Source organism: Caulobacter sp. GW821-FHT11A05 (genome assembly GCF_058809015.1).
On sequence record NZ_JBXASF010000004.1, the window covers coordinates 236798 to 251460 of the forward strand.

10 protein-coding genes are annotated in these 14663 nt (G+C 69.3%); 2 read left to right on the forward strand and 8 right to left on the reverse strand.

Translation table 11 applies throughout. The annotated features are described in order from the left end of the window. Positions 1 to 582: 582 nt before the first annotated feature. The 4 genes from AC1RSK_RS08685 to AC1RSK_RS08700 are packed head-to-tail and all read right to left on the reverse strand — an operon-like array spanning position 583 to position 7838. Entirely contained in the window at positions 583 to 1518 is a 936-nt protein-coding gene (locus AC1RSK_RS08685) for a LysR substrate-binding domain-containing protein (RefSeq protein WP_492907097.1), read from the reverse strand. Continuing rightward, positions 1519 to 3369, reverse strand: coding sequence for a CocE/NonD family hydrolase (locus tag AC1RSK_RS08690; RefSeq protein WP_492907098.1), 1851 nt, complete (start codon positions 3367 to 3369; stop codon positions 1519 to 1521). Continuing rightward, positions 3369 to 4952, reverse strand: coding sequence for an AbgT family transporter (locus AC1RSK_RS08695; protein WP_492907099.1), 1584 nt, complete (start codon positions 4950 to 4952; stop codon positions 3369 to 3371). The genes AC1RSK_RS08690 and AC1RSK_RS08695 overlap by 1 nt, the downstream gene beginning before the upstream one ends. Before the next feature lie 15 nt (positions 4953 to 4967). Then, positions 4968 to 7838: a TonB-dependent receptor gene (locus AC1RSK_RS08700; protein WP_492907100.1), complete on the reverse strand. Its 2871-nt coding sequence runs from the start codon at positions 7836 to 7838 to the stop codon at positions 4968 to 4970. A 359-nt stretch (positions 7839 to 8197) separates the two neighbouring features. On the opposite strand from AC1RSK_RS08700, the gene AC1RSK_RS08705 reads away from it, so the two are divergent. Next, positions 8198 to 8881 carry a TetR/AcrR family transcriptional regulator gene (locus tag AC1RSK_RS08705; RefSeq protein ID WP_492907101.1) on the forward strand — a complete coding sequence of 228 codons (684 nt, stop codon included), beginning with the start codon at positions 8198 to 8200 and terminating at the stop codon, positions 8879 to 8881. Here AC1RSK_RS08705 and AC1RSK_RS08710 read toward each other — a convergent pair. From AC1RSK_RS08710 to AC1RSK_RS08720, 3 genes are read right to left on the reverse strand one after another with little or no spacing between them, the layout of a single operon-like run. Further along, positions 8878 to 10047: an MFS transporter gene (locus AC1RSK_RS08710; protein ID WP_492907102.1), complete on the reverse strand. Its 1170-nt coding sequence runs from the start codon at positions 10045 to 10047 to the stop codon at positions 8878 to 8880. The two genes, AC1RSK_RS08705 and AC1RSK_RS08710, sit on opposite strands and share 4 nt — an antisense overlap. Then, positions 10044 to 10694: a class II aldolase/adducin family protein gene (locus tag AC1RSK_RS08715; RefSeq protein WP_492907103.1), complete on the reverse strand. Its 651-nt coding sequence runs from the start codon at positions 10692 to 10694 to the stop codon at positions 10044 to 10046. The genes AC1RSK_RS08710 and AC1RSK_RS08715 overlap by 4 nt, the downstream gene beginning before the upstream one ends. Further along, on the reverse strand, positions 10694 to 11638 hold the full coding sequence (locus AC1RSK_RS08720; protein WP_492907104.1) for a carbohydrate kinase family protein: 945 nt from the start codon (positions 11636 to 11638) through the stop codon (positions 10694 to 10696). Before AC1RSK_RS08720 ends, AC1RSK_RS08715 begins: the two co-directional genes overlap by 1 nt. 90 nt (positions 11639 to 11728) lie before the next feature. On the opposite strand from AC1RSK_RS08720, the gene AC1RSK_RS08725 reads away from it, so the two are divergent. Continuing rightward, positions 11729 to 13006 carry an aminotransferase class III-fold pyridoxal phosphate-dependent enzyme gene (locus AC1RSK_RS08725; protein ID WP_492907105.1) on the forward strand — a complete coding sequence of 426 codons (1278 nt, stop codon included), beginning with the start codon at positions 11729 to 11731 and terminating at the stop codon, positions 13004 to 13006. A gap of 6 nt (positions 13007 to 13012) precedes the next feature. On the opposite strand, the gene AC1RSK_RS08730 is transcribed toward AC1RSK_RS08725, so the two are convergent. Further along, on the reverse strand, positions 13013 to 14554 hold the full coding sequence (locus AC1RSK_RS08730) for a N,N-dimethylformamidase beta subunit family domain-containing protein (protein ID WP_492907106.1): 1542 nt from the start codon (positions 14552 to 14554) through the stop codon (positions 13013 to 13015). Between the last annotated feature and the right edge of the window lie 109 nt (positions 14555 to 14663).

A 14663-nucleotide genomic window follows, 5' to 3' on the forward strand; every position in this document is an offset into this window, starting at 1 on the left:
GCGATCTGGCGCCATGAGATGCTGACCGGTCTGCAGGACGGATTGATGTGGAATGGGACGTTGGAGAAGGTCCCCTCCGCGCCAATTTGTTCGTGTCCTGCCGATCATGGCGACAGGCCATCGCAAGGGCCGGCTGAACACAAATCTCGAAAGCTAATGCGTCTATTAGACGAGGGGGTTGGAAGCGGCTTTCCCAATGAGACATGGGAGGCTCAGATAGCTGTACCTCCATCTTCATAAGGCGTACCGGCGACCAAGCCAGCCCGGCATCACGGCCATCGAACGGAGGCGCGTTACCCCCGTGATCATGGAAGGAGGCGAGGACTTGCGCCTGTGCTCAGTTTTTCAGCAGGCTTCCTCACCTTGGCGTTGTGTGGTGCGGCGCCTATCGCGAGACAAAGCGCGCTCAAGCGAGCCTTCCCGACGCCCCGTCCTGCCTTAGTTTCTGGAACGGGGAGGCCACATAGGAACCCGGTACGCGAATTTGGAGAAATTTGCGGGTATGACTGCCCGCACCGCCATCGGTTTTGCTCTGGTCGCTTCAAGCTGACGGCAGTCGAAGGCCGGCGCCGGGCGAAGGCCTCATTGGCCCTGCTTTGTCCCGGGGGCCAGCACGTCCCGCGCCAGGACCAGGAAGGCCGTGGCCAACCTGGACGGCTGAGCCGCCGCCGAGGTGACGAAGCCATACTCGTGGGTGATGCTGGGCGAGAACCGGCGTAGCACGGTGCGGTCCCGCACATAGGCGCGGGCCAGCGTCTCGTTGACGATCGCCACCCCAACCCCGCGCGCGGCGAGCGCACAGGCCGAGGCGACGGTTCGGGTCTCCACCCGCACCAGGGGCAGGACGCCGGCGTCGGCGAAGGCGGCCTCGATCTGCGCCCGCGACTGGCGCAGACCCTGGCCGAGCAGGACCAGCGGCACGTTGCGCAAGGCCGTGACGTCGACGGTCGGCAGGGCGGCCAGGGGATGGTCGGCCAGCATCACGCAAGCCGTCTCGCTGACCATCACCGTCTCGGAGACCAGGTCCGGCCGGTTCAGGGGCAGGGAGACGAACCCGGCATCGACCGCCCGGGCCGCGATCAGGGCCTTGGCGGCCTCGACATTCTGGGAATCAATGAACAGCCGGACCTTGGGGTACTGCTCCAGGAAGGCCGCCGCGATGTCCGGCAGCACGGCCTCCAGAAAGCTGGGCGGCGCCACCACCCGCAGCTGGCCGACGCGAAAGGCCGCCAGGTCGCTGGCCAGGTCACGGATGCGGTCGACATTGCTCAGCGCCCGCTCCACCTCCTCGAACAGCAGCAGGCCATCGGGGGTGGGGATCAGCCGGCCCCGGTCACGGTGGAACAGTTCGAAGCCGACCTGACGCTCCAGCTGGGCCAACAGGCGGCTGGCGGCTGGCTGGGTCAGGCCCACTTCGCCGGCCGCGGCGGTGACCGAGCCCAGCTTGATGATGCCCCGAAAGGTGCGCAGCGCGCGCAGCCCGATGTCGCCAACCGGCTGGGCGCCACGCCGGATCATCTAGCCGCTCCGGCGGACGACGATGGGCAGGACGACGTGTGAAGCCATGCCTGGCGCCAGGTGGAGGCGGTTGTGAGCGACCACCGGCTCGCTGGCCTGCCCGGCCGGCGCGCCCGTGCCGGGATTGACGTCGAAATGGGGGAAATTGCTGCTGGCGATGTCGAGGCGGATGCGATGGCCGGCCGCGAACAGGTTGCTGGTTGGGAAGCCCTCGATCGACACATCGTAGATTTCCCCAGGCGTCATCAGGACAGGATGCTCGAAGGACTCCCGGAACCGTAGGCGCAGCACGCCATGGGTCAAGTTCATGGCGTAGCCCAGCGGGTAATCGGCGCTGGGTGGATAGACGTCGACCAGCTTGATGACGATGTCGGTGTCGACCGCCGAGGAGGAGACCCAGAGCCTGGCCAGGATCTGTCCGGTCACCTCGACGCCGTCCGGCAGGGGGTCGGTCTGGAAGACCAGGACATCGTCGCGGTCGGCCAGGGCGCGGCCGGGTTGGGTGGCGCCGAAGATTTCGGCGGTCTCGCGCTGGTCGTAGGCCCCGGCCTCCATCAACGGCGCGCCGGAGGTGATGGCGCCGCCGATGGTCGGCGCCGGGTTTGCCGGGTCATGGCGCCAGTCCAGCACCGCCGGGCGATCGGGGGTCTGCGCCGCCAGCCGCCCGTCCCGCTGCAGGTGGAAGCGGGTCGGGACCGCGTCCGGCGGGGGCCAGTCGGCCTCGTCACGCCAGCGCCCGCCGTGATCCAGCCGACCCTCGGCCGTGCGGCGGCCCGAGCCGCCGCCCATGACGAAGATCTTGACCGGGCTGGGCAGGTAGTCCGGCGCGTCCAGGCCGCGCAGATGGCGGTCGAACCAGGCCAGGCGCAGGGCCATATGGTCGGGGGCGATGTTGCCATCCAGGATGGCGGCCGGGCCGAAATCGACGTCGCCGGCGTGGCTGACCGACCGCTGGCCATGGGTCCAGGGGCCGAGCAGCAGCTTCACCGGACCCTTCTTTCGCTGGCTGAGGCCGCGGTAGTTCTCCGTCGCCGTCAGCGCGTAGGGGTCGTACCAGCTGCACATATGGACCATGGGCGCGTCGACGAAGTCGTCGTAGGCGCCGGCGGCATAGAGGCCCGGCCGGCGCCAGAAATCCGTGAAGGTCTCGTTGGCCCATTGCTCGACGACATAGGCCTCGTACTCCGGCGCCGCCGCCAGCGGGGAATGGCCCCGGCGCCAGGGGTTCACCTTGACCCAGTCGCGGATGTCCTCCGCATCCAGGGCGGCCGCGCGGGCCGGGTCGGCCAGGGTCTTGGGGCAGACCCTGGCCTGCTTCACCGCCCAGGTGAGCTGTTTCAGCTCGAAGGCGCCGCCCTGGCGGATGCCGCTGTGATAGGCGCTGGAGAAGCCCCCGGAATCCAGGAACAGGGCCTTCAGGCCCTCCGGCGCGAGGCTGGCCATCGCCGCCTGGACATGGGCGCTGTAGGAGAGGCCGAGCGTGCCGACCCGGCCGTCGCACCAGGGCTGGGCCCGAAGCCAGGCCAGGGTGTCGACGCCATCCTCGCCCTCGTTGAGGTATTTGGTGAAGTCGCCTTCGGACTCGAACCGCCCCCGGCAGTCCTGCAGCACGAAGGCGTAGCCGGCGCGGGCGAAGGCGGCGGCCATCTCCGGCTTGGATTTCGGCTCGGGCTCGGCCTGGCTGCGGTCGGCGTGGTTGGTGCCGCGCTTGTCGTAAGGGGTGCGCTCGAGGAGCACTGGCAGCGGGCCGCTTGCGCCGGCCGGCCGGTAGACGTCGGCGGCCAGCTTCACCCCGTCGCGCATGGGGACCATAAGGTCGCGCAGCACCTCGATATCGTCATACGCTGGCATCAGGGGACTCTCACTGCGGCGGGCGGGGTGTAGGTGGCGCTGGCGCCAGGACCGACGGGGAGTTGCAGGCCGACCCAGGCGCTGAGCAGCAGGATGCCGCCGATCATGAATCCCAGGCTGTAGGGCAGCATCATCGCGATCAGCGAGCCTACGCCGAAGTCCGGCTTCCAGCGCTGGCAGAGGATCAGCACCAGGGGAAAGTTGGAGGCCATCGGCGTGGCCACGTTGAAGATCGAATCCCCCATCCGGTAGGCCGCCGTCGTCATCTCGGGCGACAGGCCGAGCAGCATCAGCATGGGCACCACGACCGGCGCCATGGCGCTCCATTTGGCCGAGGCCGAGCCGACGACCAGGTCGAGGCCCGACGACATCAGCAGCAGGGCGCTGAGCAACAGGGGATGCGGCAGATTGAGGCCGCGCAGGAAGGTCGCGCCATTGACGGCCAGGATCGGCCCGAGGTTCGACCAGGCGAACAGGGCCACGAAGTGGGCGGCGAAGAAGACCAGCACCAGATAGGGCGCCATGTCGCCCATGCCCTTGCCCATCATCCCGACAATGTCGCGGTGGGATCTGACCGTGCCGGCCGCCGAGCCGTAGGCCCAGCCGGTCGCCAGGAACAACAGCATGAAGGCGGCGATCAGGGCGCGGTAGAAGGGCGTCATCCTCTGGGCGCCGGCCGCCTCCGGGTCGATCAGCGGCGAGAAGCCAGGCAGCAGGGTCAGGGCGGCGAACAGGCCGACGACCAGCAGGGCGGCGATCCCGGCGTGACGCAGGCCTCGGCGCTGGGGCTCTCCCAGAGGCTCAAAGGCGACGCCGGGCGCGGCGGCCGCGGCGTCGGCGGCGCGCCAGGGTCCCAGCCGGGGCTCGACGATCCGGTCCGTGACGAACCAGGCGATGGGGGTGAACAGCACCCCGATGGCCAGGGTGAACCACCAGTTTCCGAGCGGGTTCATGACGAAGGTCGGATCGACCAGGCGCGCCGCCGCCTCGGTGATCCCCAGCATCAGAACGTCGGTCTGGCCGGGGATGAAGTTGCCAGCGAAAGCGCCCGAAATGCCGGCGTAGGCGATGGCCACCCCGACCAGGGGATGCCGGCCGGCCTCGGCGTAGACCATGGCCACCAGCGGGATCAGCACGACATAGGCCGCGTCGTCGGCATGGTGCGACAGGACCCCCAGCACGAAGACAGCCGGGCTCAAGAGCCGCACCGGAAGCTTGCGGACCGCCCCGCCCAGCAGAGCGTGGAACAGGCCGGAACGTTCGGCGACGGCGGCGCCCAGCATGACCACCAGCACCAGGCCGAGCGGCGGAAACTTCGCCATGGTGATCGGCATCTGCACCAGGAGTCGCCGCAGGTTGCTCTCCGAGACCAGGCTTTCGACGGCGATCTTCGCGCCGGTGGCCGGGTTGATGGCGCTCCAGCCTGCCGCCGCCCCGACCACCGAGATCGCCATCACCAGGACGATGCAGCCGAGGAAGATGAACACCGGGTCTGGCAGGGCGTCGCCGAACGCGGCGATCCGGTCCAGGACGCCCCGCTTGGTTCGGGCAGGGAGCGCGGGCGGATCGCCGGCTTGGGTCATCGCTGCGCCTCAGCTCTAGAACTGCATGCCAAGCCGAACATAGAAGGACCGGCCCCGGACATCGTAGGTGTAGATGTCGAAGTTGATCGGCGCATTGGCGTAAGAGGCTGGCGGATCCTGGTCGAACAGGTTGTTGATCCCCACGGTGACGGTCGTGTCGTAGCGCTCGAAGGCGTAGCCGACCTCCAGGTCCTGGTAGAAGACCGCCTCGGTCGTGCTGTCCTTGACCGGATTGACCACGTCGGTGGTCTCGCCGATGTAGCGGCCGCGCCAGACGGCGTTCCAGCTGCCGGCGTCCCAGCGCAGCGACGTCTGGCCCTTCCAGTGGGGATAGGTCGAGCGCGGCTGGTCGCCCTCGCCGGCCCGCTCGACAACGATGGGCGGCCCGCCCGTCGGGTTGGGGCTCGTGGTCTTGAAACTGTCCAGATAGGAGGTGTCGAGCACCGCGGCGAAGTGGCCAAAGTCGGTGTCGAACTCGTAGCGGATCATCGCATCGATGCCCGAGGTCGAGATCTCGTTCAGGTTCTGGGCGCCCTGCAGCAGGTTGAGAACCGCCCCCGTGCCGGGATCGCGCTCGACCAGCGCGCAGAACACCCCGGCCTGCTGGGCGCACAGGCCAAGAATCTGGGTGGCCGACTGCGACGCGATGGCGTCCTGAATGGTGATCTCGTACCAGTCGACCGTCACGGTCAGGCCATCCGCGAAGCCCGGCGTCCAGGCCAGGCCCGCGCTGTAGGTGTCGGCGGTCTCGGGCTTGAGGTTGGTGTTGCCCGAAATGGTGCCGGGGATCAGGGTATTGAAGTTGGCCTGGTTGTAGCCGGCCGGCACGCCGGCGCAGCCCGGCAGGGTGGGATTGGCCGCTGCCCCGCCGTTGCAGGGATCGATGCCCTGGAAATTGGTCGCCCGCGCCCCCTGGTAGAGCTCCAGGATCGACGGCGCCCGGAAACCCTGGGAATAGGTGCCGCGCACCAGCAGGTCCTCGATCGGCCGCCAGCCGAGGCCGGCCTTCATGGTGGTGGCGTCGCCGACGGTGTCGTAGTTCGAGTAACGGCCCGCCAGGCTGAGATCGAGGCTGTGGGCCAGGGGCAGATCCTTCAGGATCGGGATGGCCAGCTCGGCGTAGGCCTCATGCAGGCTGTACTGGCCCGAGGTCGGGGTGCGGATCTGGGCGCTGGTGGTGGTGTAGATGGCCGGGATGTTGACCGGGGTGGCGTTGGCGTAGGCGTCCGGCGTGTCGCTCGCCTTGTTCTGGCGGTACTCGTAGCCCGCCGCGAAGCCCACTGGACCAGCAGGCAGCTCGAAGATGTCGCCGGTGACGTTGAAACTGAGGTCGTAGATTTCCGTGTTGTTGGCCTCCCGCGCGGAGAAGCGGATGTATTCGGCCTGGGTTTCCGTCATCGGCGCGAACAGGTTGACCGGCGTGCAGCCGGCCGTCGCCGCGCAGACCGTGGGCGAGCCCAGCGCCAGGGCGAGGCGGTCGTAGTTGACCCCATTCGGCGACTGGGACTTCATCTCGTTACGGGCATAGCTGCCGTAGGCGTCCCAGGTGAAGTCGCGGCCGAAGGCCTGGAACTCGCCGTCGAAGCCGGCCGCAAAGCGGTAGGTCTTCACGTCCTGGACGCTCTCGCGGTTGCCGACCTCGCTCATCACCCGGCGGATGCGCCAGGGCTGGGCGCTGGTGAACCCCACCGCGTTGGCGACCGGTACGCCGTTGGCCGTGCCGAACGGGTTGAAGGGGTGGTTGCTGGGCAGGCTGAAGCCGCGGATCGTGCCGGCCGTCCCGCCGATGTCCAGCAGGACCGGCGAGAACAGCTGGCTGGAGAGCCGGCGGTTGAACAGGGCCTCGGCCTTGACGCGCAGGCTGTCGGTCAGGTCGCCGGTGTAGCGGCCGTAGAAGCCGTAGCGCTCGCTGGGCCCCACCGCGTAGATGCCCTGGGCCTGGGTGTTGTAGAAGTCGCCGGGCAGGGCGGCGGTATGGAAACTGTTGTCGGCCAGGGCGCCGGCGCCATAGGCGGCCTGGCCGTTGGCGGCGAAGGGGCTGGCCGAGGCGCCGAAGCCGGCGGGCGTGCCGAAGTAGGCGTTGTTGGACAGGCCAGGCAGGATGTAGAGGCCGTTGGGGCTGGTCCCCGGCGAGGTGAGCGGGACCAGAGTCAGGGCCGTCAGGTCACGGTCGGCGGTGTTGATCGGGTAGTCGCGGACATAGCTGGCCGAGAACACCAGGGAACCGTGGTCGAAGCTCTTGCCCCAGGTGACCACCCCCGAATACTGCTCGCCGTCGCCCTCCGAGGTCACCCCGGCCTTGGCCGAGAAGCGCAGGCCGTCGAAGTCGCGCACGGTCTGGATGTTGACCACCCCGGCGATGGCGTCGGCGCCGTAGATGGCCGAGGCGCCGTCCTTCAGCACCTCGATCCCCTCGATCATGCCAAGCGGCATGGTGTTGAGGTCGACGAAGTCGCGGAAACCGCGCTGGCCGACGCCGTCGACCCAGCGGTGGCCATCGACCAGGACCAGCACCCGATTGCCGCTGCCCTCGGCCCCGCCCAGGTAGCGCAGGTTGATCGAGCTGGCGCCGTAGGAGGTTCCCTGGGTGCCGTTGGAGTTGAGGCTGACCCCGGCGGCCGGCAGCCGCTGCAGCAGTTCGCCCACCGAACCGGCGCCCGAGGCCTCGATATCCTCGTTGGTGATGGAGGTGACCGGCCCGACCGAGGTGGCGTCCTTGCGCTGGATACGCGAGCCGGTGATGACCACCTCGTCGACGCTGGCTTCCTCCTGCGCCAGGGCGGGGCCGGCGAAGCCGCCGCAGACCAGGACGCCCGCGCCGAGCAGCGCGCCATAGGCGACGCCCTGTTTCAGTCGCGCCACCGCGCCGCGTTTGCCGTTCGACATGGAACCCCCTCGCCTGTTCACGCCCGACCTCGCCGTCATGTTCGGGCGATCCGGTCTGCGTCTGTCGCGACCCTGAAGGGGGGCCTCTCGCAGGACAACGTTATGGCAGTTTTGCATCAGCCTATGCCGCTGAGGCATGGCCCGCCTCTCAGGCGGATTCAGGGAGGCTCGGTTCGAGCCTGCTGCAATCCTTTGCCGGCGACAGTTTCGCGTTAGACTGCTCCCACCGCCATCGATCCCGAGAATTAGTCTCCGGCCGGAAGCCGGACGGGTCATCGGGTTCGCCAGACGGGCGATAGTATGTATTACCCTGATGCGACGACGGCCCTCGCCATCCTGGCGGGCCGACAAGGGAAACCATGACCCGCCGCGCCAAACTCACCGACCAGGACGTGGCGACGCGCATGCCGCTCGGGACCAAGCTGACGCCCTTGCAGAGTCGCGCGCGGACCACCTTCGAGGCGGTGCTGTCGACGGCCGGCGAATTGCTGGGCGAGGTCGGGTTCGAGCGGCTGACCACCAACCTGGTCTGCGAGCGGGCGGGCATGACGCCTCCGGCGTTGTACCGCTATTTTCCCAACAAATACGCCATCCTCGGCGAGCTGGCCCGGCGGCTGATGGAGGCGCAGGACGAGGCGGTGTTCGCCTGGATGCGGGCCGGCGGCCTGGAGGCGCGGAACCTCGACGAGGCGGTCGAGAACAACTGCCGCCTGCAGAAAGAGGTCAATGAGATCACCCGGCGGATGCCGGGCGGGGTCTGGATCATGCGCGCGCTGCGCGCCGTGCCGACGCTCCGCGACATCCGCATCGCCTCGCGCGACAAGGTCGCCAAGCAGATCAGCGACAACTTGCGCGGCCAGTATCCCGGCGTGCCCGAGACGGAGCTCTACCGGACCGCCCGGCTGACGACCGAACTGATGTACGCGGCGACCGAGATGGTGCTGGAGGAGCCGGACCAGGACGAGGACCGGATCAACGAGGACGTCTGCTGGATGGTCGTGCTGCACTACCAGCGGCTGGCCGCGAAGTATCCGGCGCCCTAGCGCATCTCCGCCAGCGGCGCCCGCCGCGACAGCACGACCAGGATGCCGGCGAACAGCGCCAGGGCCACGACCAGGCAGCCGCCGGCCAGGGTCATGGCTCCGGCGGCGTTGGTGTCGCCGACCAGCAGGGAGGCGGCCAGGGGGCCGCCGGCGCTGCCCAGCAGCTGCGCCGTGCCCAGCTGCATCGCCGCCCGCCGGGTCGGATCGATGCGGATCAGCAGGACGGTGTGGAATGGCAGGACGAACAGCCACAGGAAGCCGAATACCGCCACCAGGCCGGTGAACAGGGCGCCGTCGTGGGCCTGGGACAGGGCCGCCAGCAGGCCGAGGTTGACGACCGCCACGGCGATCAGCACCGCCCCGAGCTTCAGCCGCTCGCCGATCAGGGTGGCCGCCAGGCCGCCCAGCACCTGCATGGCCAGGGCGGCGGCGACGGCGTCGTGGGCCTGCTGCGGCGCCAGTCCGACCGCGGTCGCCAGGGGTTCGAGGTAGACCCAGATGGCGACGATGAAGGCCATGTAGAGGAACACCGCCGCCAGGCCCGCCCAGGCCAGCGGCGTCATCGCCCCCTTGCCCTCCTCGGCCTTGGGCAGCAGCGGGTAGGACTTGGGGGCGGCCAGCAGGGCCACGGCGGCGGTCAGCGAGATCACGCTCAGGGCCGCCAGGGCGCCGTCGACGCCGAAGGCCGGCATCACCGTGCGCGGCAGCAGCCAGGCCAGCAGCAGCTGGGCCAGGGTCTGGACGGTGACGAAGACCCCGGCCTGCCATTCGGGCCGCGCCGAGCGGGAGATCATCCCGACCGTCGACCACAGCATCACCCCGGCGAACAGGCCGGTGAGCGTCCGCACGCCGATCAGGGCCCCGTCGGAGACCCAGAGCGTCGCCAGGTTGCACAGGGCGTGGCCCAGGCAGGCGATCAAGAGCTTGGTCCGCAGGCTGGTCGGCTTGAGGAAGGCCGCGGCCAGGCCGCAGGCGGCGCCGAGGGCCAGGAGTTCGCCGGTCGCGGCCAGGCCGATCTCGCCGACCGTCAGCCGCCCCTCCTGCGCCAACCCGCCGAGGATCACCGGCTGCAGGCCGGCGATCAGCAGGGAGACGACGCCGATGTAGAGCACCGACAGGTTCAGCGGCTGGGCCGCGCCGGGCGGACCGGCCTCCACGGCGCTCACGGCTTCTGCCCGTAGCTGCGGAAGCGGGTCATGATCTCGGCCATCTGGTCTTCCGAAAGCAGGTTGGGGCCGCCGATCGCCAAGCAGCCGTAGTAGACGGCGGCCTGTTCCTCCATCTCCTCGGCGATGAGCAGCGCCATGCTCAGACTAGGCGCGGCGACGATCTGGCCGTGGTTGGCCATCAGGGTGGCGTAGCGCCCTTCCAGCGCCGTCACCACCGCCTCGGCGAGCTCCTCCGAGCCGAAGGCCGCGTATGGGGCGACCGGCACGCTGGTCCCGCCGCTGACCCCGACCATGTAGTGGACGGCCGGGATCGGCTTGCCGGCGCAGGCCAGGATCGTCGCATGCCGCGAGTGGCAATGGACGACGCCCCCGACATCGGGCCGGCGGCGCAGGATGCCCATATGCATCCGCCACTCGCTGGAGGGCTTCAGCTGGCCAGGCGCGATGGCGTCATCGGCGCCGATATAGACCATGGCCTCAGGCGTCAGCCGCTCGGGCGGCACGCCACTGGGGGTCACCAGCATGCCCTCACCCAGCCGGGCAGAGACGTTGCCGGAGGTGCCGCGGTTGAGGCCCTTTGCCTCCATCGCCTGCATCACCTCAACGAGGCGCAGGCGCAGGGCGCCCTCGTCGGGGGCGGCCATCAGCCGGGGTCCTTCAGGGTCATGGTCCGCATCGCCTCGAGGGTCCCCTCATAGCTCTCCAGCCTGCCGAGCGTCGCCAGCCCCTGCGCCACCTGGGCGGCGACAGCGGTGGCGAAACGGCAGGCCTCCAGCGGCGCCATGCCCCGGTCGAGCCCGGCGATGAAGCCGGCGCAATAGGAGTCGCCGCAGCTGGTCGTGTCCAGCGGCGTGATGGCGTAGGCCGGCAGGGCCGTCCGTTCGGCCCCCAGGGCGACATAGGAGCCGGCCCCGCCGTTCTTGATGATCACCGCCCCGGCTCCCAGGCCGAGGAAGAAATCGGCGGCGGCGGCGAGGTCCTCGGTCTTCGACAGGGCGAAGGCTTCGCCGACGCTGGGCATGAAGTAGTCGACGTTCGGCAGCAGCCGCTCCAGCTCGGCCAGGGCGCTGGGCTGCGGAGAGATCAGGTCGCAGGTCACGATCGCCCCCGCCGCCTTGGCCGCCACCGCCACCGCCGCGCCGGCCCCGCCGTCGAGCCGGGGTCCGCCGATGCCGGCGTAGTGCAGGAAGCCGCATCGCCCCGCCGCCGCGATCACCCGCTCATCGGTCGGCGAGAACAGGCCCGCGCCCAGGGCGTGGAAGTTGGGCCGGCGGCCCTTGGAATCGATGGTCAGGACCGTGGCCGAGGTCGGGAAACCGTCCATGACATCGAGCAGGGAGACGTCGATGCCGCGCTCCTCCAGCCCCATGCGCACCACCCGGCCCATGAAATCACCGCCGACCGAGCTGGCCAACCGCGTCTTCACCCCCAGCGTCGCGGCGACCATGGCCGCCCCCGCCGCCGTGCCGGCCGGGGCCATGGCGATACCCTCGATCAGGGTCGTGCCTTCACCGGAAGGCAGGGCGTCGATGGGCCTGGCGACGACGTCCAGGGTGGTCAGGCCTATGCAGAGAAGTCCCTTGCTCATGTCTCCCCCAGGCTTCGTTTTTCTCGTGCTGTTGATTTGTACCCATCAGGCGATAAGATAGTCAAAGCTATCTTTTTTGAGGGCGATCCCATGACCTGGACGAACAGCAAGAACAAGGCGCTTTCCGAGCGCGCCCAGGCCGTCATCCCGATGGGCATGTATGGTCACCAGTCGGTCCTCATCCTGCCCGACGACTATCCGCAGTTCTTCGCCCGCGCGGAAGGCGCCCATCTGTGGGATGTCGACGGCAACCGCTACCTCGACCTCATGTGCGGCTATGGCCCCAACCTGTTCGGCTACGGCGACGCTGAGATCGACGACGCCTATGTCGCCCGCATGCGCCAGGGCGACACCATGACCGGGCCGGGCGAGGCCATGGTCGAACTGGCCGAGGCCATGACGGCCATGGTCAGCCACGCCGACTGGGCCATGTTCTGCAAGAACGGCACCGACGCCACCACCATGGCGATGATGATCGCCCGCAACCACACCGGCAAAAACACCATCGTCCTGGCCAAGGGCGCCTATCACGGGGCCGCCCCCTGGTGCACGCCGCTGAAGAAGGGCGTCGCGCCGGGCGACCGGGCCAACCAGGTCTTCTACGAGTACAACGATGTCGAAAGCCTGGAGGCCGCCGTCCGCGCCGCCGGCAGCGACCTGGCCGCCATCTTCGCCTCGCCGATCAAGCACGACACCTTCGTCGACCAGGAACTGCCCGACCCCGCCTACGCCCGCCGGGCCCGCGAGCTGTGCGACGAGCACGGCGCATTGCTCATCGTCGACGACGTCCGGGCCGGCTTCCGCCTGGCGCGCGACTGCAGCTGGTCGCTGGTCGGGGTGAAGCCGGACCTGTCGAGCTGGGGCAAGGCCATAGCCAATGGCCACCCGATCTCGGCCCTGCTGGGGGCCGACAAGGCCCGGATGGCGGCGGCGACCATCTACGCCACCGGCTCCTACTGGTTCTCGGCCGCGCCGATGGCGGCGTCGCTGGCCACCCTCAAACGCATCCGCGAGACCGACTATCTGGAGCGCACCCAGGCCCTGGGCCAGCGCCTGCGCGACGGCCTGGACGAAAGCGCCGGCCGCCATGGCTTCGCCATGCGCCAGACCGGGCCGGCGGAGATGCCGCTGATCATGTTCGAGGACGATCCGACGGTGGCGATGGGCTATTTCTGGGGCCAGGCGATGATCAAGCGCGGCGTCTACGTCCACCCCTGGCACAACATGTTCATCTGTGCGGCGATGACCGAGGCCGACATCGACTTCGCGGTCGAGGCGGCCGACGACGCCTTCAAGCTGCTCAAGGCCGCCGGACCGCTCGAACCCCCGGCCAAGCTGGCCTTCATGCACAGCATGCTGGAGGCGTGACCCGCTTCAGCCCGGCCGGCTGACGCCGAAGCGGCGCAGGACGTTGTGGGTGATGGTCTCGACGAACGGGTCCCTTGCCGCCAGGCCGTGGGCCCATTCGGTCGTGCCGCTGTTGAACACCTCGCCCTCGCCGCGCCGGAAACTGGCCAGGACCGCGTGGCCGCGCAGCACCTTGGCCTGGGCCGCCGGACTGCTGTCGCCGAACACCACCTGCGCGACCACGTCCAGCTTCTCGGGCGGGATGATCGAGGCGTAACCGCGATCCGCCTCCTCGCCGAAGGCGCAGGGCGCGATGCCGATGATCTCCAGGTTCCCCGGCACGCCCAGGGTCGGCACGGCCCTGGGCAGGCCGTCGTCGCCGAACTGGAAGCGGCAGCCGTCGCTCTCGTAGCCGATCAGCGGCAGGTCGCCGCCGATGACGTCGCCATAGAACAGGTCCGAGCCTTCCAGGGCCCAGTGCCGGTCGTCGTAGACGGTGAAGCCGCCCTGGCCGCGGGCGACGCACAGGCCCAGGCGATGATAGCCGGCGAACAGGAAGCTCAGCCCCGTAAGCGCCGCCTCCGGCCGGTTGAAGGCCGGGTGCGACCACAGGTGCGTCGCCTGTTCGGCCGGGACATCCTCGGCCTCGAAGCCGCGCCACTTGTGGCAGACGTAGGTCTTGCCGTCGTCCTCCCAGCGCACCTTCCAGAAACAGCTGTTGCCCGACAGCATGGCGACCTTGCCGCCGGCGTCGACAAAGCGCTCGACCTGATCGCGCTGACCGCCCGACCAGTATTCGCTGTGGCCGACGAACAGCGCCGCCCCGTAGCCGCCGAGCAGGTCGGGTTCGACCTCAAGGTCGTAGTCGGTGGCGAAGTCGAGGGCGTAGCCGGCGGCCTCCGCCCAGGCGACGAAGGCGTGCTCCCATTTGTGCAGGAAGCCGGCCGAGCCGTCGTAGGGCGAGGCCCGATGCTTGATCATCCAGCCATGGTCGCTGGCCCAGGGGCGTTCCTGAAAGCCGCGCTGGCGCAGGTTGACCAGCCGCGGCGCGTCGGCCGGCGGGGCCACGATCAGCGGCGGGAAGGGCCGCTGGGTCGAGAGCACCCCGATGGCCTGGTCCATGGCCTGGGCGAACGGAACCTCGCCGCTCATCAGGCCGGTGACGTTGCAGTAGGCGTTGGCCCCGCCCCACCAGTTGTAGGCGTGGTAGGTATTGGTGGAGAGCACCATCAGGGCGGTGGAGCGGCGCTCGCCGGCCGGCGGTTTGACGACCACGAAGTGATGCGCCTCACCGCCCTCGGCGTCGGTCAGGACGATATCGTAGTAGCCGGACGCCCAGTCGGCCCCGACCTCGATCTCCGTCGCCACCGGCCAGCCGCAGCCGTCGCGATCGACGCCCGGCGGCGTCGGATGATCGCCCACCGGCAGGGCGTCGAGGGCGAACACCTCCTGCCGCCCCTGCCCGATCCGGGCGATCCGCACCGCGCACGGCCCACGCGCGGCGCTGGCATGCAGGGCGAACCGCTCGCCGGGACGAACGCTCAGACGGTCGGTGTAGCAGGCCAGCATGCGATCCCCTCACAAAGGTAGCCGTTGTCGCCGCGCGGTTTGACGCCGCCGCGCCCTGACGGATGTCGACAGCCTGGCCAGCGGCGGAATGAAGGCGCCTAAAACCACG

Bases quoted from the DNA above. Each gene is read 5' to 3' on its own strand.
- AC1RSK_RS08685 (WP_492907097.1), bottom strand. From the start codon at position 1,518: ATGATCCGGCGTGGCGCCCAGCCGGTTGGCGACATCGGGCTGCGCGCG.
- AC1RSK_RS08690 (WP_492907098.1), bottom strand. From the start codon at position 3,369: ATGCCAGCGTATGACGATATCGAGGTGCTGCGCGACCTTATGGTCCCC.
- AC1RSK_RS08695 (WP_492907099.1), bottom strand. From the start codon at position 4,952: ATGACCCAAGCCGGCGATCCGCCCGCGCTCCCTGCCCGAACCAAGCGG.
- AC1RSK_RS08700 (WP_492907100.1), bottom strand. From the start codon at position 7,838: ATGTCGAACGGCAAACGCGGCGCGGTGGCGCGACTGAAACAGGGCGTC.
- AC1RSK_RS08705 (WP_492907101.1), top strand. From the start codon at position 8,198: ATGACCCGCCGCGCCAAACTCACCGACCAGGACGTGGCGACGCGCATG.
- AC1RSK_RS08715 (WP_492907103.1), bottom strand. From the start codon at position 10,694: ATGGCCGCCCCCGACGAGGGCGCCCTGCGCCTGCGCCTCGTTGAGGTG.
- AC1RSK_RS08720 (WP_492907104.1), bottom strand. From the start codon at position 11,638: ATGAGCAAGGGACTTCTCTGCATAGGCCTGACCACCCTGGACGTCGTC.
- AC1RSK_RS08725 (WP_492907105.1), top strand. From the start codon at position 11,729: ATGACCTGGACGAACAGCAAGAACAAGGCGCTTTCCGAGCGCGCCCAG.
- AC1RSK_RS08730 (WP_492907106.1), bottom strand. From the start codon at position 14,554: ATGCTGGCCTGCTACACCGACCGTCTGAGCGTTCGTCCCGGCGAGCGG.